The organism is Halalkalibacter akibai JCM 9157 (assembly GCF_000513135.1).
Taxonomy (GTDB): Bacteria; Bacillota; Bacilli; order Bacillales; family Bacillaceae_D; genus Halalkalibacter; species Halalkalibacter akibai.
This window is the reverse complement of sequence record NZ_BAUV01000003.1, coordinates 89,639-109,154: the sequence shown is the minus strand read 5'-3', so window position 1 is coordinate 109,154 and position 19,516 is coordinate 89,639. Positions and strand designations below refer to the sequence as shown.

16 protein-coding genes are annotated in these 19,516 nt (G+C 39.9%); all 16 read right to left on the bottom strand.

The features are described 5' to 3' along the window. Positions 1 to 145: 145 nt before the first annotated feature. The 16 genes from JCM9157_RS03155 to spoIIQ all read right to left on the bottom strand — a co-directional run bounded on the left by JCM9157_RS03155 (position 146) and on the right by spoIIQ (position 19,245). A complete protein-coding gene (locus JCM9157_RS03155) occupies positions 146 to 1,891 on the bottom strand; it encodes a methyl-accepting chemotaxis protein (RefSeq protein WP_081734017.1) in 1,746 nt (581 codons plus the stop codon). 312 nt (positions 1,892 to 2,203) lie between these two features. After that, positions 2,204 to 5,236, bottom strand: coding sequence for an efflux RND transporter permease subunit (locus tag JCM9157_RS03150; RefSeq protein WP_035662049.1), 3,033 nt, complete (start codon positions 5,234 to 5,236; stop codon positions 2,204 to 2,206). A gap of 238 nt (positions 5,237 to 5,474) precedes the next feature. Then, complete coding sequence (locus JCM9157_RS03145; RefSeq protein ID WP_035662047.1) at positions 5,475 to 5,738, bottom strand: hypothetical protein; 264 nt, start codon at positions 5,736 to 5,738, stop codon at positions 5,475 to 5,477. A 123-nt stretch (positions 5,739 to 5,861) separates the two neighbouring features. Beyond that, on the bottom strand, positions 5,862 to 7,553 hold the full coding sequence (locus tag JCM9157_RS03140; protein WP_052012911.1) for a putative bifunctional diguanylate cyclase/phosphodiesterase: 1,692 nt from the start codon (positions 7,551 to 7,553) through the stop codon (positions 5,862 to 5,864). A gap of 42 nt (positions 7,554 to 7,595) precedes the next feature. Then, positions 7,596 to 8,018: a 3-hydroxyacyl-ACP dehydratase FabZ gene (gene fabZ / locus JCM9157_RS03135; RefSeq protein WP_035662046.1), complete on the bottom strand. Its 423-nt coding sequence runs from the start codon at positions 8,016 to 8,018 to the stop codon at positions 7,596 to 7,598. Between the two features lie 113 nt (positions 8,019 to 8,131). Next, positions 8,132 to 8,752: a DNA-directed RNA polymerase subunit beta gene (locus JCM9157_RS23805; RefSeq protein WP_235714778.1), complete on the bottom strand. Its 621-nt coding sequence runs from the start codon at positions 8,750 to 8,752 to the stop codon at positions 8,132 to 8,134. A 40-nt stretch (positions 8,753 to 8,792) separates the two neighbouring features. Beyond that, a complete protein-coding gene (locus tag JCM9157_RS03125; RefSeq protein ID WP_035662042.1) occupies positions 8,793 to 9,632 on the bottom strand; it encodes a flagellar hook-basal body protein in 840 nt (279 codons plus the stop codon). Positions 9,633 to 10,006: 374 nt separating this feature from the next. Beyond that, on the bottom strand, positions 10,007 to 10,828 hold the full coding sequence (locus JCM9157_RS03120) for a flagellar hook-basal body protein (protein ID WP_035662040.1): 822 nt from the start codon (positions 10,826 to 10,828) through the stop codon (positions 10,007 to 10,009). Positions 10,829 to 11,423: 595 nt separating this feature from the next. After that, the gene (locus tag JCM9157_RS03115) at positions 11,424 to 12,428 is read right to left on the bottom strand and encodes a rod shape-determining protein (RefSeq protein WP_035662038.1); all 1,005 of its coding nucleotides are present in this window, start codon (positions 12,426 to 12,428) and stop codon (positions 11,424 to 11,426) included. Between the two features lie 127 nt (positions 12,429 to 12,555). Beyond that, positions 12,556 to 12,843 carry a sporulation transcriptional regulator SpoIIID gene (spoIIID, locus tag JCM9157_RS03110; RefSeq protein ID WP_035662036.1) on the bottom strand — a complete coding sequence of 96 codons (288 nt, stop codon included), beginning with the start codon at positions 12,841 to 12,843 and terminating at the stop codon, positions 12,556 to 12,558. A 103-nt stretch (positions 12,844 to 12,946) separates the two neighbouring features. Continuing rightward, on the bottom strand, positions 12,947 to 13,603 hold the full coding sequence (locus JCM9157_RS03105) for a 3'-5' exonuclease (protein ID WP_035662034.1): 657 nt from the start codon (positions 13,601 to 13,603) through the stop codon (positions 12,947 to 12,949). A gap of 67 nt (positions 13,604 to 13,670) precedes the next feature. Then, complete coding sequence (locus tag JCM9157_RS03100; protein WP_035662031.1) at positions 13,671 to 15,614, bottom strand: DUF294 nucleotidyltransferase-like domain-containing protein; 1,944 nt, start codon at positions 15,612 to 15,614, stop codon at positions 13,671 to 13,673. Next, positions 15,592 to 17,256 (bottom strand): sodium:solute symporter family protein, encoded by a 1,665-nt coding sequence (locus JCM9157_RS03095; protein WP_035662029.1) that lies wholly within the window; start codon positions 17,254 to 17,256, stop codon positions 15,592 to 15,594. The genes JCM9157_RS03100 and JCM9157_RS03095 overlap by 23 nt, the downstream gene beginning before the upstream one ends. A 30-nt stretch (positions 17,257 to 17,286) precedes the next feature. Next, positions 17,287 to 17,589, bottom strand: coding sequence for a DUF4212 domain-containing protein (locus tag JCM9157_RS03090; RefSeq protein ID WP_035662027.1), 303 nt, complete (start codon positions 17,587 to 17,589; stop codon positions 17,287 to 17,289). Positions 17,590 to 18,002: 413 nt separating this feature from the next. Further along, entirely contained in the window at positions 18,003 to 18,179 is a 177-nt protein-coding gene (locus JCM9157_RS24850) for a hypothetical protein (protein ID WP_035662025.1), read from the bottom strand. Between the two features lie 187 nt (positions 18,180 to 18,366). Continuing rightward, a complete protein-coding gene (spoIIQ, locus tag JCM9157_RS03080) occupies positions 18,367 to 19,245 on the bottom strand; it encodes a stage II sporulation protein SpoIIQ (protein ID WP_035662022.1) in 879 nt (292 codons plus the stop codon). Positions 19,246 to 19,516 lie beyond the last annotated feature (271 nt).

Below are 19,516 nucleotides of genomic sequence, written 5' to 3'. Positions count from 1 at the left end.
ATCTAACAATATCAACATTAACAGGCTAAATCAACTTTTCTCACAAGGAGAAGCTGTTATAGCTTTATTAAAACAGACTACTAGCATGAAAAGAATGAGACCACTGAAAAAAAGTAGAGTCCTGTGATAGACTCTACTCGGCATTCTATAGCTTGAAGCGATTCACTAATTTATTTAACTCTTCTGCCATGATAGCAAGTGATTGTGCGCTAGAGTTGATTTCTTGCATGGATGCAAGTTGTTCTTCTGTTGATGATGCCACTTCCTCAGAGCTAGCTGCATTGGTTTGAGCTAATGCAGTTAATTCAGCAGATGCATGCGTGATCTTTTCAATACTTGCTGAAATGTGTTGAACTGTATCTGAAACTTCTTCAACTTGTGGTGTAATGTTTCTTGTGCTGTCTAGAATTTGTGTGAATTTACTTGCTGTTTGCTCAGAAACCACTACACCTTCTTCGGCATTTTTCATCACTTCATCCATAATCGTAACGGATTCCTCTGTATCTGTTTGGATGACCCCTATTAATTGGGCAATGTCCTTCGTTGAAGCACGAGACTGCTCGGCTAATTTTCTAACCTCATCCGCTACAACCGCAAACCCTTTTCCGTGCTCACCTGCACGAGCTGCTTCGATTGCGGCGTTTAACGCAAGTAAATTCGTTTGATCGGCAATTCCACTTATCACTTCAAGAATTTTTCCGATTTCTTGTGAGCGCTCAGATAATGAACGAATCACTTCATTGGAACGGTTTACCGATTGGTGGATAAATTGCATTTGCTTTAGGTTGTTTTCGACAATGCGTCCGCCATCTTCAGCTTCTTTTTCTGTCTCCTTTGATAACATAGAGACGTTGGTTGAGCTATCTGCTATAACTTGAATTCCTCTTAACACTTCTTGCAATGCATTCGTAGAATCCTCTAGTTTCACTGTCGTCACATCAGCACCACTAGCCATTTCCTCGATTGCACCAGCCACACTTTGAGCCGCTTGACTAGACTGTTCAGAACTAGCATTTAACTGCTCTGCTGAAGCTGCTACTTGATCTGCATTTTGAGCAATGCCATGAATCATCCCTCGTAAGTTATCCGTCATTTTTTCAAAGGACTCATTAAGGTAATAAACTTCATCCTTACTTTTCAGAGTGATTCTTTCTGCATTTAAGTCACCAGCTGCGACCTTCTCAGCATTCTCTCGTAGTTGAGTAAGTGGTCTAGAAATAACCGTTGAGATCACAATTCCACTCGCAACGGCAATTAATACTGCAACAATGCTCATGATTATAATAACAATTAAGTCTCTAGCCGCAGCAGTATGTGCCGCTTCCATTCGCTCATCAAGGACAAGTTCTAGAAACTGATTAAAATCTTCTGTTTGTTGGTTGAGTCTATTACTGATTGGAACAACTTCTGTTAAACTACGCTCAAGTGCTTGTTCTTTATCATTGCCTGTTGATTGAATAACAGAGTTAGCGGTATCACGAAAAGCTGAGTTGGTTTCGGCAATCTGATCGAGCCAATCAAATGACTCCTGCATCGTTGCTAACTCACGAGCAGCTAACACAAGACCATCAATCTCTTCATTTACTCGATTTAATTCATTAATAAAATGTGGATTATCATATAGGAAATACGCTCTATAAATAGCTGTTTGCATAGCACTATTCGTATGAATCTTTTGAGAGATACTTCTCAACTCTGCAACCGTCTCTATTAAATAATCATATGTTTGATTAGAATCGTATGAGTTTTTTATTGATAATGCTGAAGCCAAACCAAAAATAAGGGAAACGATGAGGAAACTCCCCATTAACTTTTTTCTAATCGTTAAATTCTTTAAAGTTACATTACTACTCTTATTTTTTCTTCTACCCTTCTTAAATGACAGTTTCATCCTTTATACTCCTTTTTTATTTAATCAATCAAAACAGTTAACATAGGTAATATCGGTCATTACAGATAAATTTTTACAACTAGCCATACTTTTTCCTGAAATAATAATATGTAAAAAACTTACTAGAACATTTTCTAAGTATATCAGCGAACAAGACCTAAGTCACCTATAAAATTTATGACTTTAGACTCATATTTATATTCAGAACTATTAGAAAATAGAGAAGGTTAACTTTTTTTTCTGAAACGAAACAAAAAACACTCCTAGCAACAGGAGTGTTTTTCAAATATTGTTATTATTTAAAAATAGTATTTAAACGACTTTCTTTTCTCTTCTCCATTTAGATTGAACTAGATAAAGAGCTGGGACAATGAACAACGTTAGTAGCGTTGAAAATACAAGTCCCGAAACGATTGCAATTCCTAATGGTTTAAACAACGTGCTGTTACCAAGGGCGATTGGCAATAAACCAGCTATAGACGTTAACGTTGTAAGAACAATCGGCCTGAAGCGTTGTTCACTCGCTTGAATAACCGCTTCAACTGGACCAAGTCCTTCTTTACGCCTTTGCTCTATGAATTCCATTAAGACAATTCCATTACGGACAACAATTCCCGCTAAACTTACGGCTCCCATCATTGACATGAAGCCAAGACCTGTTTGCGTAATAAACAGTCCAAGTAAGGCACCAGCAATCGCTAGATACACTGTACTCATAATGAGGATCGGAATCGTTAACGAATAGAATTGGATCGCAACTACAATCAGAATTAAAAAGACAACGACAATAAAGATTTTACCTATATCAATGAACACATCGGTTCTAGCAGAGGTTTCTCCACCTATCACTAATTGATATCCTTCATCAGCAACCACTGCTTCCATTTGCTCTCTTGTCGCAGTTAGGATTTCATCTGAATTTACGTCACCAGTTGGATAAGCTCTTACTGTTACGGTACGAACATTATTTTTGTGTGGAATTTGAGCTTTTGTAAAGGATTCTTTCTCTGTCACTAACTCTGATAATGCCACCATTCCTGCTCTTGGTGTTTGGAGCATAATGTCATTGATGTCTACTTGGTTAGCATCGAACGATACGCGCAAATCTATTAAACCCTCTTGCTGTTGGAGCTGACCAATTGGTATGCCGTCCCCCATCAGTCGTAACGTTTGAGCGAGTTCTCCACTGCTTAACCCGCTTGCTTCAAGCTCAGAGCGGTTAGGAGTAAATTGAATCGTCTTTAACGGGGCTCCAATATCATCACTGACCGTACTTACCCCATCAGCTGTTGCAAGAATTTCTTTTATGTCAGTAGTCATTTCCGTTAAGCGTTCTATTGAATCTCCTTTAACTTGGATCGCAATCGGAGCTCCTACTGGAGGACCTGACTCAATCATCGAAACTGTAAAAGTTTTGTTAGAGAACTGCTCCTTTAATACATCGCTCCATATATCACGCGCTTGTCTCGTTGATATTTTATCTTTATTAATAAAAACAAAAAAGTTGGCGACGTGATCTCCAGCTACGCCTCCTCCACCTGGTCCAAATAGACGAGGAATATTAGTTCCAACATACGTTGAAACGGAGTCGACATACTCGATATTACTTAAAAACTCTTCAACTTCTTTTGATTGTCGTTCCGTTTCTAAAAGTGAAGTTCCTTCTGGTAGTTTCATCTCTACAAAGACTTCTTCTCGGTCCGTATCTGGGAAAAATTCTAATGGAATAAACGGAATTAGACCGTAAGCTGCTGTTCCCAAAACAAAACCAATGATAACCGTTAATAGCGGTTTTCTACTTACTTTTGTCATAAGTTTTTTACTATAGAAAGACGCCGCCTTATCAAAAACGGGCCCGATTAATCCCGGAGATTTTCTCGTTTTCTTTTCCTTTTGTAAAGAGCGGTAAATTGGAATTAAAAACAAAGCTACTAATGTAGACGCGATCATAGTGGCAATTAAAACGACTGGAAGTGGCCTAATAAATGCACCAGCTTGCCCGGGCAATAACAATAATGGTAAAAAAGTAAAGACGACTGTTAAGGTCGATGTGATAACTGAAACCGTTACTTCCTTTGTTCCATTAATGGCTGCCATAAATGGTTTATCACCAAGCTTTAATCTTCGTTCAATATTTTCGTTTACGACGATTCCATCATCAACTAATATCCCTAATGCAATAATGATCGCGATCAATGAAATCTGATTTAAATCGACTCCCGTATACGGGAAAACAATTGCTCCCAAGCTTAAGGATACAGGAATAGCCAATGCTACACTTAGTGCTGTTGACACATTTAAACCGAGTGAACATACGACTAAAACTGATACAATCGCGATTGCAAAAGAAATTCCTAAATCTTTAAAAAGTTGCTCTACTAAACCGGCTTGAGAGTACAGTAGTGTCATTTCAACGCCTGTTGGCAAGTCGTTTCTCATTTCTTCAACAAACGAGTCAAGTGCTACTTGCGCTTTCGGTACACTCGCGCCCTCTCTTAGATAAAATGTGAGAGAAATGGCTTCTTCTCCATTAAACGTAATTGTTTCAGTCGCTGGTTTGAATGTTTCTGTTATTGTTGCGACATCACCTATGCTAATAACGCCATTTTCTGCTGAAAAGCCGACAGGCAATGATTCAAGCTCTGAAACAGAGTTATACGTATTAAGCTCAACTCGGTAATCATATTCTTCCGTTTTCCATTCTCCCGGAGGTATCGTTTCTAATTCTCCGTTTAAAACTCCGATCATTTGGTTAACCGACACTTCATTTTCTTCCATTGCCGCTGCATCAAGTTGAATTGAAATTTCCTTATCTAGAGCTCCTTGAGCCTGCATTGTTGTAATATCTGGAAGTTGAACTAAGCGTTTGTTCCAGCGATCAATGACTTCATTAACCTCACTTAATTGATTGTCTTCATCAAATGTTAACTGGTACGTGGCTAGCCCTTGGACACTTAGGTTATTATTCATTTGAGGTGCTTGCACGTCATTTGGAAATTGAGCAGAAGCTGTTGTGATTCGTTGTCTGACTTCATTCCAAAGTTGGTTCGCATCCACCCCTTCTTCTAATTCAACCGTAACGAGCGATACTCCTGAAGTAGAGATTGATGTAAGTGATGCAATCTCTGTCATTTGCTCTAGTTGTAGCTCTAACTCATTGGTGACCAGTTGTTCCACTTCTTCAGCTGAAGCCCCAGGATACACCGTTGTGATTTGCGCAACAGCTGGACTGATTTCAGGTATCTCCCTTTGAGGGAGTTGTATAAAACTCAATACGCCTACCAACATAAACATAATTGAAAAGAGAATAGTAATTTTTCGTTTTTGAACAATCCAAGACACCATAACTGGTTCCCCCAATTCGTTTCTTATAAAAACATTATACAATAGTTTTACAAGATGAACCTAATTTAAATGCTCTTTACATTTTAGCATTGTTTCCGTCGATATAACTGTATTTTTTTTTCCATTTGTAAGGCTATTTATTTACTTTTTACTATCTGTTTTTCTTTTCGATATGCTTATAAGCTTATAAAACCATAAAAAAACCTACCGCAGTTTATTTTGCAGTAGGTTCAATTCACTAATTTGTTCCTTCTTCCTCTTCCTCATCAGCCGCTAATTCATCGCCTGTATCCTCTTCAAGGTCGATGTCAATTTGCTCCTCTTGTTGGAATTCCTCATCATCTAGAGCTGGTTCATCGTCAATAGGCTCATCCATTACAGGAGCTTCTTCCATTGCTGGATCATCTACAACAGGCTCTTCTTCTGCAGGTGCTCCGCATGCAGTAATCACACCAAGCGATAAAACCGCAGCTGCTGTTGTCATCATAAATTTCTTTTTCATGATTTCACCTCCAAAAAGTTGTTCTTATTGTTTGTATATCCTAACTCAATTATTCTATAGAGCTTCGCAACATATAAAAAACCTATCCTTTATCTGGATAGGTTCTTTTTATTATGTTTCATTTTAGTGAGTTAATGCATGCATCATTGTCTCACATTTGTCAAAAGGTACCGGCTTACTGAAAAGATAACCTTGGGCATGATCGCACCCTTCATTTTTAATAAGACTCAGTTGTTCAGCGGTCTCAATTCCTTCACAAATAACAGAGACACCTAAGCTTTTAGCTAGAGCAATAATTAACTTTATAATGGCACCATTTTCTTTAGAATCATTTCCCCTAACAAAAGATTGATCAATTTTCAATGTATCAATTGGAAATAAATTTAATTGGTTCAATGAAGAATATCCCGTACCAAAATCATCTAATGATACGCGAATACCGCGTTCTTTTAACGAAATTAATTTATTTCTAATTTCTTCAACATGAAGAACCGCAAAGTTTTCAGTAACCTCTAAACATAACCGCGCCGGATTTAATCTTGAATCATCTAATAATTCATTAACCTTATTTAAGAAATCCGCTTTCTTAAAAAAGTCTCTTGAAATATTAACAGAGATGACTAAATTAGGATAACCTTGCTCGTGCCATTTTTTTCCTTGGTTGATTGCTTGCTTTAAAACCCACTCATCAATATTAGCTAGAATTCCTATTTCCTCAGCCACATTTAAAAACTCAGCAGGTGAAAGCATTCCTTTTGTCGGATGATTCCACCTAATTAATGCTTCTACTCCAAAAGGCTTTTCATTGTCAACATCGACCTGAAGCTGGTAGTAAACCTCTAGTTGATCTTGAGCTAACGCCTCAACTAAATCGACTTCAAGCGAGAATTGTTCTGACGTCTTTTCGTTCATTTTCGCTTCATATATAGAGAAGTGGTCACGGCCTTCTTCCTTCGTGACATACATAGCGGTATCTGCATTCTTCAAAAGCGTCTCAACATCAGATCCATGTTCAGGAAAAATACTCATACCAATACTAATCGTCATATAAAATGCTCGTTCATGGATCACAAATGGTTGGCGAAATTGATCTGTTAATTTTTCTAAAGTCGTTGTGACCTGGTGCTCTTCTTCAAATGGAAGGCAGACGGTAAACTCATCTCCTCCGAAACGGCTTACAATACCATGATCTCCAATAACAGTTTTTATTCGATTAGCCATTTGAATTAATAAATCATCTCCAAATTGATGTCCAAGCGAATCATTAATTTTTTTAAAGCGATCTAAATCTAGAAAAAGAATTGCTAGCTTTTCTTGATTGAACTTAGCCGTAGAAAGGCGCAACTGAAGGGCTTCCGTAAAAAACATACGATTTGGAAGCTTCGTCAAAATATCATGATAAGCATAATACTTTAACTTGTCTTCTTGGTTTTTTCTAGCCGTAATATCACGCAATATGCCGATATAGTAACAATCTTCAGATTGATTCTGCTTCACTTTTGTAATGGTAATAAACGACCAAAAAAGCGAACCATCTTTACGCAGGTTCTGTAGCTCACCCGTCCAAGAACCAACCGACCCTATACAATCCCACATTTCCTCATATGTATCCCGAGGCATATTACCTGATTGCAATAAATTCGGATTCTTGCCTTCTACTTCTTTCATTGTGTAACCAGTGATGCGTTCAAATGCAGGATTCACAATGACAATTTCACGCCTGCTATTTGTAATCATTAATCCATCATTCATATGATTAAAAAGAATCTCCACATTCTTTTTATTTTGAGCAAACCGTGTAAAAGCCTCGTTCATCCTCATGCCTCACTTTCAGCTAGTCAAATTAAGACAGTCTATTTATTTAATAGCAAAAGTTATATCCGTTTCACATGCAATTTCTCCATTTACGGTAGCGACAGCGTGGCCTTTACCAATTGGACCTTTAACACGAGTTATCTCAACTTCTAATCGAAGTTGATCTCCTGGTTTAACTTGTTTTTTAAAACGACAGTTATCAATACCAGCAAAGAAAGCCAGTTTCCCTCTGTTTGCTTCTGGTCTTAAGATGGCAACAGCGCCCACTTGAGCTAGTGCTTCAACGATTAATACCCCTGGCATAACCGGGTAATCTGGAAAATGTCCATTAAAAAACTCTTCGTTTGCTGTGACATTCTTAATTCCAACTGCTCGCTTTAAATCTTCCACTTCCTCAATCCGGTCGATTAATAAAAATGGATAGCGGTGAGGAATAATTTCTTTAATTTGCTCAATTGTTAGCATGTTTGTCATCCTTTCGTACCTTAAATATATGTATATTTTTCATTATACCATATTTTAGATAAACCTAACTTTGACACATTAAAAGAGCTTCTCAAAAAAAAATTCGAGATAATTTAATTACCTCGAATGATATCGATAATGTGATACCAAGTATCTGGCCTTATTGCCTCACCTGGTTCGCCACCACCAATTACCCCGTACCCAAACATCAAACCTAAAATTAAACTACCACCAATTAACACAATTGAAATTAAAATTCGTAGCCAAATGGGGATCAAGCGCAAGCGTGGCTTTTTGACTCTTCGTTTTTTTCTTCTTACTTCCCTTGTGTCTTGCTTTTCTTCTTCAAGTGCTTCTTCTTTTGCTGAAGCTTTAATAAGAGCATCTTCTTCTTGCTCTAGGATAGGAGAGTCCTCTTCCGTAATTTGATCTTCTTCTTCTGAAATAGAAGCTGATCTCTCAACAGTTGATTCAGCAGAAACCTGTTCCTGTGACAATGGATCATCAGCTTGTTTATCACCTTCAATGTCTGCAGGTGTCGCCTCAGCTTCTGTTTCTGAAGAAGAATCGACCTTCTCCTCACTAACTGCGCTTGCTTCCTCAGAAGACTGTTCAAGCAATTTTGAATCCATGCTTTGATCTGTCTGATCAGGTTGTCTGGAGCTAGTTTCTGAAGCAATATCTAGCTCCGACTCAGTATGTTGATTATTTGGGTTTGATCGTTTATCAGTCATCGTTCTCTCCTCAAATCAGTGCAGCCTGTTTTACTTTACGTTATCTTCTTAAACCATTAATTAACCCTGACATCTCATCAGACATCGAAATGGCTCTTGAATTAAATTGATAATGACGTTGTGTCATGATTAATTCATTCATTTCTCTCCCAAGGTCTACATTCGATCCTTCAATGAAACCTTGTGAGACACGTCCAGCCATGCCAACATTTTCAAACACATCTCCTGGAACTAAGCCTAGAGCTGCAAAATCAGGAAAACGATATAGGTTTTCACCAACAGCATCCAACAATTGTGGTTTTAGCACTCTTGCTAACGCAAATTGACCACCATTCTGAATCGTTCCATCATTAAGAGTAACAAGCAATTGTCCATCGCCTGACAGACTAATAGACTTAAAGTTTAATGGCACATTAATACGGTTTCCATTTTCATTTAAAACGAAGTCACCATTTTTCGTAACAATGGTTAACTGCTGCGGATTATTAGGATCTTCACTTAAATAAAAAGTACCATCACGTGTTAGACGTTCAACTTGATTGCCGTTTTCAACCGTTTGTATTCTGAAGAAATGATTTTTCTCTGTAATCGCAAAATCCAGCTCACGCTCAGTCGCAATCATAGGACCTTGTTCTAAGCGGAGTGCCGTTTGTGCAATCTTAGCACCTGCTCCTACTCGAATCCCATCTGGAGTTAAACGCCCCCCCTCATATTGAGTGGCTGACATATTATTCACTTGCTGAAAAAGCAAATCCGAGAAAGTAGCTTCTCGTCTTTTAAAGCCAGTTGTATTCGAATTAGCGATATTATGAGATATTGTATCAAGTTTACGTTGCAACTGCCCCATCGTCACGGACGCAGCTATCATTGATGTATTCATTCTCATCCCTCTTTTATGCTCAAGTGGTGTGTGTGGTGTGTCCGTGTCTAGGTGAAAAAGTGACTGTGCGTATGAGAAAACTTAGTTTATTGTCATCAAATTTTGACTTTATGATCCAAAATCAGTGGTTTATGATCCGACTTGAGTTATTTATGATCCAGATCGGTATATTTATGATCCGAATTTGATAATTTATGATCCGATTGCCCGGTTTAATGGCTCTGTCCATATATTCCGTGCGAACATGCTGCATGGGCTTCACTCGTTGCGCGCCTTTTATAAGAAAACCACTTATAAAAGGCTTAAGGGCTTGCAACGGCTTCGCTCCATGCTCGCTTTTATAAACAAGGGCAGTTCACCCTTGTTTATAAAAGCTATCCAATACGTCCAATCTCATTAACGGCTTTGTCCATGCTTTGGTCGTAGGCTTGGAGGATGCGTTGGTTAGCTTCGAATGCTCTATAAGCGCTCATCATTTCAGTCATGGTTTGGGAGGCATCTACATTGGAACGTTCTAGGAAACCTTGTTGCAGTTGGAAGCTAATTGCTCCGTTTCCAATGGCAGTCGGTAGGTTACCTTCTCCTTCAAAACGTAAGAGTCCATTTCCCTCTTTCACTAATTGCATTGGATTATCTGAGTAGACCACATTGAGCTGAGCTACGGCCGCTCCAAGGTCATTGGTAATGAAACCAGCTTCATTTACTCGGAATTCTTCGTTCCCTACCTGGATCCGTTGATTGTTCGTTCCTAAAACATAGTGGCCTTCTGTTGTAGTTAAGAAGCCTTCACCGTCAATGGTGAAATTTCCGTTTCTTGAGTAGCGAAGGTCTCCGTTTTCATTTTGTATGGTATAGAAAAGAGCACCAGGTCGACCTGACTCTGTTGGTGGCATAATTCCTTGAAGTAATGAGATATCTGTATTGTTTCCAGTTTCCATCAAATCGCCTTGACGGAAGTTTGGCATACGTTCTTGTAAGTATACACCTGTAGTTAAATGACCAATTGTTGGAGCTTGTCCATTAGGACCAGCTTCTGTGTTCATAGCTTTGATTAGCATGTTAGGAAAAGATCTAAGCGATGCTTGATCCGCTTTAAATCCTGGCGTATTGGCATTCGCTAAGTTGTTTGTTAACATTGTTTGGCGTTGCAGCTGGGCAATCATCCCTGCTGCAGCCCCGTAAAAACCACGAAGCATCTCATTTCCTCCTCTAGTCTTTCTCTATACCATTATATCGGCTCTTACCTAATGTTTTAAACTGGTGGTTTATGGGTTCTTTCTTTTTTCCGAATGTTAGAGGTTCGCTCTGCTTCCCGACTCCAAAAATCGTACTCCGGCCCTATTCCGTGCGAACATCCTGCAATGGCTACGCACGCTGCGCGCTTTCTTTGAGAAGAACACTCAAAGGAAGCTTAAAACCTTGCAGCGGCTTCGCTTGCCTTCTGATTTCTAAACATGCGGTCGATCCTTATTCAGTAAAAGGCTGCTTCTTCTGCCCTATTCCGTGCGAACATCCTGGCAATGGCTACGCACGCTGCGCGCTTTCTTTGAGAAGAACACTCAAAGAAAGCTTAAAACCCTGCAGCGGCTTCGCTTGCCTTCTGATTTCTAAACATGCGGTCGATCCTTGTTTAGTTGGGTAGCTTCTCCGGCCCTATTCCGTGCGAACATCGTGGCAATGGCTACGCACGCTGCGCGCCTTCTTTGAGAAGAGCACTCAAAGAAAGCTTAAAAACTTGCAGCGGCTTCGCTCATTGCTCGTCCGTTTATAAAAAAGGGCGGTTGCCCTTTTTTATAAACGGACTTTCTTACTAGACATTCTATCAAGATTCTCTAAAATAATCCCTGTTCCTTTTGCTACGCAGTGCATTGGTTCTTCTGCTACTAGGACTGGTACTTTTAATTCTTCTGCTAGTAGTTGGTCGATTCCGTGTAGTAAGGCGCCACCACCCGTTAAAATGACACCACGGTCGATAATATCAGCAGAGAGTTCTGGAGGTGTTTGTTCAAGAACTTGTTTGGATGCTTGTACAATGTAAGAAACAGACTCTGTTAACGCTTCCTCTATTTCCTTCGAGTGTACGGTAATTGTTCTTGGAAGGCCACTAACCATGTCGCGTCCGCGGATGTCTATCTCTTCCTGTCGTGCACCTGGAAATACTGTTGCAACTTGTACTTTGATGTTTTCAGCAGTGCGCTCACCGATTAAGAGCTTGTATTTTTTCTTAATGTAAGAAAGGATATCTGCGTCAAAGCGGTCACCCGCTACTTTCATGGAAGAGGCGGTGACGATATCACCCATCGAAAGAACAGCAACATCTGTTGTCCCACCGCCTATGTCTACTACCATGTTACCGCTCGGTTGGAAAATATCCATTCCAGCTCCAATTGCAGCAACTTTCGGTTCCTCCTCCAAGTACACATTCTTCCCGCCACTTTTCTCAGCCGCTTCACGAATCGCTTTTTGCTCAACAGATGTGATATTTGTCGGGCAACAAATTAAGATTCTTGGCTTTGAGAAAAGACTTTTGACGTTAATCTTTCCTAAGAAATGTTTGAGCATTGCTTCGGTCATTTCAAAGTTTGCAATGACACCGTCTTTCATTGGACGTAGGGCAACAATATTTCCTGGTGTACGTCCGACCATGCGGAACGCTTCTTCCCCTACTGCAAGTACTCTTTTCGTATTTGTATCAACAGCTACGACAGACGGTTCATTTAAGACGATCCCACTACCTTTGACATATATAAGAACATTTGCTGTACCTAGATCAATTCCAATATCGCGACCAAACATGTTTCTTTTTCCTCCCTGTTTATCCGAACATAATCGTATTAATTATTACGATTTACCTAATTGCTAATTTTAACACATAATGTTCTCACAGGGGTATTTTTTCGAAAAAAGTTACATGATTTGACAATTAAGTTCGTGTTTTGACAACTGGTATTTCAGAATCGTCTTGTGTCTTTCTGTATTTCACTTTTGTTGCTTCTCCACCACGTAAATGACGAATGGATTTGTGATACTCAAGAATCTCTTTCACTTCGTTTGCTAATTCCGGATTAATTTCCGGAAGTCTTTCTGTGAGGTCTTTGTGTACGGTACTTTTCGAGACTCCAAATTCCTTGGCAATCGTCCTCACCGTCTTTTTTGTCTCGACAACATACCTACCTATCTTGATAGTTCGCTCTTTGATGTAATCGTGCACACGACTCGCCTCCCTAATTCTGTGTTGGGTGATTGGTACAGTTTATTAGGGGGATCACGCAGATATACCACATTCTTGTATGGACGGGCTTGACTTTTCTGAATTATGTGTTCCTTTTGGTGATATTGGAGATCTCAATCAAGTCGCCAAGCGTGTTTTTGCCTCGATCTTCGAGGTGGAATAAAAGCTCACAGAAAAGATGTGCAGTAGTCAAAGCATCACCTAATGCCTGATGTCTTTCATAGATTCTAGACCCAAACTGACTAGCGTAAATCTCTAAATCTAGCATATGTTTCGCTGGACTTAAATATCCGATCATATCAAGGGTATCCAAACAAATAGGAAAATCGACACGGTATTGATTTCTAGCTATTTCCTTTTTGAGTGCTAGAAGATCGAAGCTCGCATAATGCCCAACCCAGATGTTCGCTTCGCCCTCTTTTACATACTGAAAAAAATCTTTGATCACTTCTATAAATGGAGGTGCCTGTTCAACCGTTTTCGTTGTAATTCCTGTTAACGCGGTAATATTAGGAGGGATCTCTCTTTCAGGATTCACATAAGATTGAAAGGTTTTGTCTAATACCATTCGGTCTTTCACTTGGACCGCTCCAATTTCAATGATTCTATCACTTGCACCAACAGCAAACCCAGTTGTTTCCGTGTCAAACACTGTGAATGTAAGATTTGAAAAATGGGTGTTTAGCGGAATCTCTTTATTAAGTGGAACAGCAGGTAAAAGCGGCTTTCTCCAAAACATAGGTACCCCTCCTCTCTTTTTATTACTCAAAAAGCCGTAAAGCGAGCGTTATGCCCCCTTCACGGTGTTATAAACCAAAGGTCGCCATAACCTCGCCTTGAAGCTGACGGATCGTTTTCAAGGCCATCATGAGCTCTTCTTTGTCCTTTGTTCTTAAATGATTAAATTCAATTTCACTTGTACTTGTTTCTCCAACTCGGTATGCATTCCAAGCTCTTTCCACTCGAATTCGCAAAACAACTTCATAAGCAAACTTCAATTTATCGGCCGTTTCTTCAGAAAATACATGCCGGTCCTGAAGAAAGTCAATTTGTTTAAGAGTTCTTCCTTCTAAAAAATCATGTTTCGCACAAAGTAATTGCAAACAATGATGCAAAGGAAAAAGAGCCTGTTTCTTAAGATCGACAGATTCCTTTTTCATTCGGAAAAGAGCTCGAATCGGATGGTCAAAAGTCGGGACTGGATGTTCTTTTTCCAATTCAGCCATTCGGTATAAAAAGATCCGAGATTTTCCTAGTTGTTCTCTTATCATCTCTTCAAATTGATCATGCAAAGACTCTTCTCCATAAATATGTCTATATGATAAGAAATTGTGCGCAAGAAGCAAGTTTTCATTTGTCGCTCTAAGTGCCCAACTCCTTAACCTTCCCTGCCAATCTTCTAGCGTCCCCCTCCAATCAGCATAACTAGCCATCATGAACCCTGGACATGTTTTATAACCTGCAGCGACTAAGTGTTGAACAATCTCTTTTCCTAGCTCCTCAAAATATAAACTCACCTCAGCTTCTTTTGTATTGTCATAAACGAGGAAGTGGTCTTGATCTGTTAGCATGAATTGCTCAGCCCGTGCCCCGCTTCCCATCAGGTAGAAGCCAAAAGGAACTGGTGGCTTCCCTATCTTCTCAACCGCTAACTGCACAGCATGACGCACTAACCGGTCATAGAGCTTTGTCATCACTTCAAGCGTATGAACAGTCGGAATGCCGTCTTGTATTAAATTAGCTAGCACCTCATACATCGCCGGCTCTAACTCATGAAGGTTATTAAATGTGGACTGTTCAACCGATTGCAGCAGCTCCATCGTTCCCCGGTTTTTTTTCCGTAACAAATCAGAAAGGGTCACCATGCCAATCACTTTGGCCCCGTCCATGACAGGCAAGTGCTTAATTCCATTCATCAGAAAACTCGACATTGCCTCGTAGTAATAAGCATCTCTGGAAATAATATAAGGGTGTGGCGTCATTACTTCATGAGCAAACAAACCTGAACCGATCCCCCGAGCTACAACACGCTGCACTAGATCTTTCTCGGTTATAATTCCAATCAATTGATCATTATCATTTAAGACAACAACCGAACTCGTTGAGTGTTCAACCATCATCAAGGCTACATCTTGAACATCATCTTCCATATCAGCGGCGATAACAGGCTCATTCATAACATCTTGAATGCGCCGAATAAACGGCTCACTTTCTCCCCACTTATTCGCAAGTTGAACTTGTTCAGCAAAAGACGCATAGATATCTTGTAAACGAATCGTTGCTTGTTGCAAAACAAAATCTCTTACAGCAGGATCATCCCAAAGCGTTTGAATCACAGGGTAAGGAATATGAAGACATGTTGCGTCCTCTACCGCTTGAACCTCCACCGCATAGCGCTCTGGCTCTTCGGTTTTCCCACCTAGAAAATCGGCTAAACTCGAGAATCCAATCATATCTCCTTTTTGCAATACTTCCAGGACCTCCTTCTGGTCGTATCGCCTGGATGTATGATGGTCAAGGTTACTTTGTCTTTCGTTTGAAGCCCCACTTGCAACAAAAACTTCTGCCACCCCTTTTAGGATAAGCAGAAGTCCTTCTCTCGGTGTCTTCGAATAAAGCACCTTGTCATTCTTTTGATAATGCTTGAGCACGCAAGCATCCAATACTTCATCAAACCGTGTTTCACTTAGTCCGACAAAAATGGGATGCTTACGAATCTCATTGCAATTATTTTCCTGATGCCGACTCATCCATCCAAACCTCTCCATCACGGTAGCTCATTTGCTCTGGATAACGAAGGTCAAGTACTTCATCTTGAAGTTTTTGCGATGGTGCAGCAGTCATTTTCGAAACAACATACATCACGATCAAGTTAATCGGAACCCCGATAATCCCAGCACCTGTATCTCTGATTCCAAAAATCGTGAATCCTTCACGTGCAAACAGGATATAAGTGACTGTTACCGTTAGACCAACTAGCATCCCGGCAATCGCACCTTGTTTGTTAGCACGTTTCCACCAAACACCAAGTAATAGAACTGGGAAGAACGTACCACCAGCAATACCAAACGCCCAAGCGACAATCTGCGTGATAACGCCAGGAGGGTTAAGTGCCACTACCCCAGCTACAACAGTCGCAAGTACAATCGCCCAACGGCCCGCCGCTAATCTCTTCTTATCACTTGCATCAGGCTTCATTAAACGATAATAAATGTCATGAGCAAAAGAAGACGAAATCGTAATAAGCAAGCCACCTGCCGTAGAAAGGGCAGCAGCCATCGCACCAGCTGCGACTAAACCGATAACGAAAACACCTAAGTTAGCAATTTCCGGCGTCGCCATAACGACGATATCATTTGAAATAACAATTTCACTCCATTGTAAAATGCCATCCCCGTTCGCATCTGCAAGCTGTAATCTTCCCGTATTTACCCACGTATCCGTCCAAGCCGGAAGCTGATCAAGTGGTTGACCTGCGACACGAGTCATTAAGATGAAACGAGAGAACGCAGCGTATGCAGGAGCTGATAAATATAAAAGTGCAATAAAAACAAGTGCCCAAGCACCACTCCAGCGTGCAGCTTTCATCGTTGTTACCGTGTAGAAACGAACGATAACGTGTGGAAGAGCCGCTGTACCAACCATTAATGTGAACATTAACGCGATAAATTGTGACTTATCACTTTCCGCAAATGGCGCGAAATATTCAGAAATACCAAGTGCCCGGTCTAACTCCCCAAGCTCACTTACAATCTTTCCATATGTAAGCCACGGTAATGGATTACTTGTGATTTGAAGGGACATGAAGATAATTGGAATAATGTAAGCAACAATTAAGATCATATACTGAGCTACCTGTGTCCAAGTAATCCCCTTCATTCCACCAAGCGTTGCATAGATCGCGATTACGACAACCCCAATCATCGTTCCATACATTGCATCAATATTCAGGATACGTCCAATTACAACCCCAGAACCTGAAAGCTGACCAATAATATAAACGAAACTGATAATGATCGTTGCAATTGCCGCAATTAATCTCGCAGCATTACTATCAAAGCGGTCTCCAATAAACTCTGGAACCGTATAACGTCCGTATTTTCTTAATTGTGGTGCTAGTAAAAACGTAAGGAATAAATAGCCTCCAGTCCAACCCATAATATAAGCTAAACCGTCATACCCAAGAATCATAACCGTACCGGCCATCCCGATAAAGGACGCGGCACTCATCCAGTCTCCACCTATCGCCATCCCGTTCCAAAACGGTGGAACCCCACGGCTCGCAACATAAAAGTCTGAAGTGGCCTTCGCTCTGTTATAGACAGAAATCCCAATATAAAGTCCGAATGTTGCTAGAATTAATAAAAGCGATACAATCGTTTGTTGATCCATTTAAATACCCCCTATCATCAGCTCTTTATTTTAGTGGTCTAGAACCTTGCCTGCACTCACTCTAGTATTATGGTCTTCATCAATTCCAAACTTCTTATCAATTTTGTCACTAATGATAGCGTTTGCAAAAAGTAAGACTACAAATGTTACTACTGCACCTTGAGCTCCCATGTAATAATGAGCTGGCATTCCCATGATTGTAAAACCACTCAAAGCCTCAGCAAAAGCTACTACTCCAAACGAAGCAATTCCACCAAGAATTAAGCAAATGACAACAAGTGTAGTTCTAGCGCGAAAATAAGCATCAGCAACTGCCTTATCAATTTTCCTCATAAAAAACTCCTCCTTATTTTTTTAATGCAGAAAACGAATTGATGATGAACATCCCTCCTTTTTAGAGTTAACAAAACACAACATCAAAAAAACTTTAAAAGCCTATCAAAAGACTTTCTTAAGTAACAACAGGACTTTCTTTTAACTTTTGGATACGGTGACAGGAATTGCATCGTCTAAGAGGATTTCGCTTTGCAGCTTTCATGTTGTAGATCCCAACAGCTGGGATAAAAATAAGAAAGATAGAATGGACAAAATAAGATAGGATGATTGCGACAAGCCACGGCAATATACTGAGAAAGAAAACTTGCCTAGATAAAGACATTTTTTCCGTTTTACCTTGTTTACACTGCGCGCATACTGAATAGTCGGTCTGTTTGAGGGTTCGCTGTTTACTTTTCCTTTTCATCAGGCTACCTCAACTGAAAAATAAATTTAATGGTTTCAAAAAATCCAAGGGGCACCATTGCAATTTGAACAATCATATACGCAAAAATAGAAACAAATGGAAGCGAAAGTAGTAAAGGTTTCTTAAGCTTAAAAGCAAAAATAAGTGAACCAATTGTAATCAGCAAGAAAACATACAGCAAAGGTTTTCCTCCTTTCTATAGTACAAGTTATGTAAGCGTTATCATAATTATGTGTATTACAACAGAATTCATTTACTTGTAACCTGTATGTATTATTTCAAATTTTCAGATAGATGTCAACATTTTCTAGTATACCAAAAAAATAAACCCTACGAGTGCTTTCGACACTGTAGGGTTTATCGGTTTATTAACCTAATTCACTTGATTCTTGTTGATCATCATCTTCGCCTTGACCATGATCTTCATGATTTTCCGGTGCTACTTCTTCTTCATCAGAAGCACCTTCATCTTCTTTATCTTCACCGTCAGCAGGCTTTTCAGCTTCTTTTTCAGCTTCTTTTTCTTTTGCGATATCTTTTACAGAATCAATCGGTTGTTGAAATACATCATTAGGATTAACCGCTACACCATCTTGACGGATTTCAAAATGAACATGAATTCCAGCATCGGTATTGTAGCTATTACGTCCTGCGCGACCAAGGATATCACCTTGTTGAACCGTCGCTCCTTCTTCTACTTCAACTGTTTCTAAACTATGGTAGTGAGTCACAACACCATTTTCGTGTGAAATTTCAACCACATAACCTAGTAACGCATCTTTCTCTGCTTTCACAACTGTTCCGCTTAACGCAGCAGCTGCTTCAAAACTTTCTCCATCTACATGAGCAAAGTCCATACCTTTATTCGGGAAATACGTATTATTGTAGTATACAAGAGCTTCTTGCTGTTCTTCTGGTGTTCCATTTACATCATAGAAATAACCAACAACTGTAATCTCTTCATCATTTACAACTGGCATTTTCACAACTTCTGATGATGCTGTTACAGGAACTGCTTCTTCGCCTTGTGGATATAAATTTCCAGCTTGACTAGGATCTGTTACTTCTACGCTTTCTGGTGGAGCTGCTGATTCGTCTTGCCCTTGCATAATGAATACGGCACTTAATACCCCAGCCGCTGCAACTAGATACACTGCAGGCAACAACCAACGTTTACGCATTAGACTTTTAACATTCAATGAATTTTCTTCAGATTTAGAAGATCTTTTGTTTTCTTCTTCTCTCATTTTCCATCACCTCAGCAATCATTCTGATCAGATTGCTAGAAATGTATACATCGTCTAAAAAAAATTTTTAAATTAGTTTTCGACAAATTGATTTTTTTATGCATGGATGGGCGAAAAACTTTGTGAGTGAGGCGGTGCTTGGCGGTGGGTGATGAGTGATGCGTAGTGCGGTCTCTCGATTCCTTAGCTCCAATATCACTGCTTTTTTCCGAAATAGGAAACCTCCTGACCGCGACGCAGCCTTCTTCCATACTCGCACATCGGCGCGGAC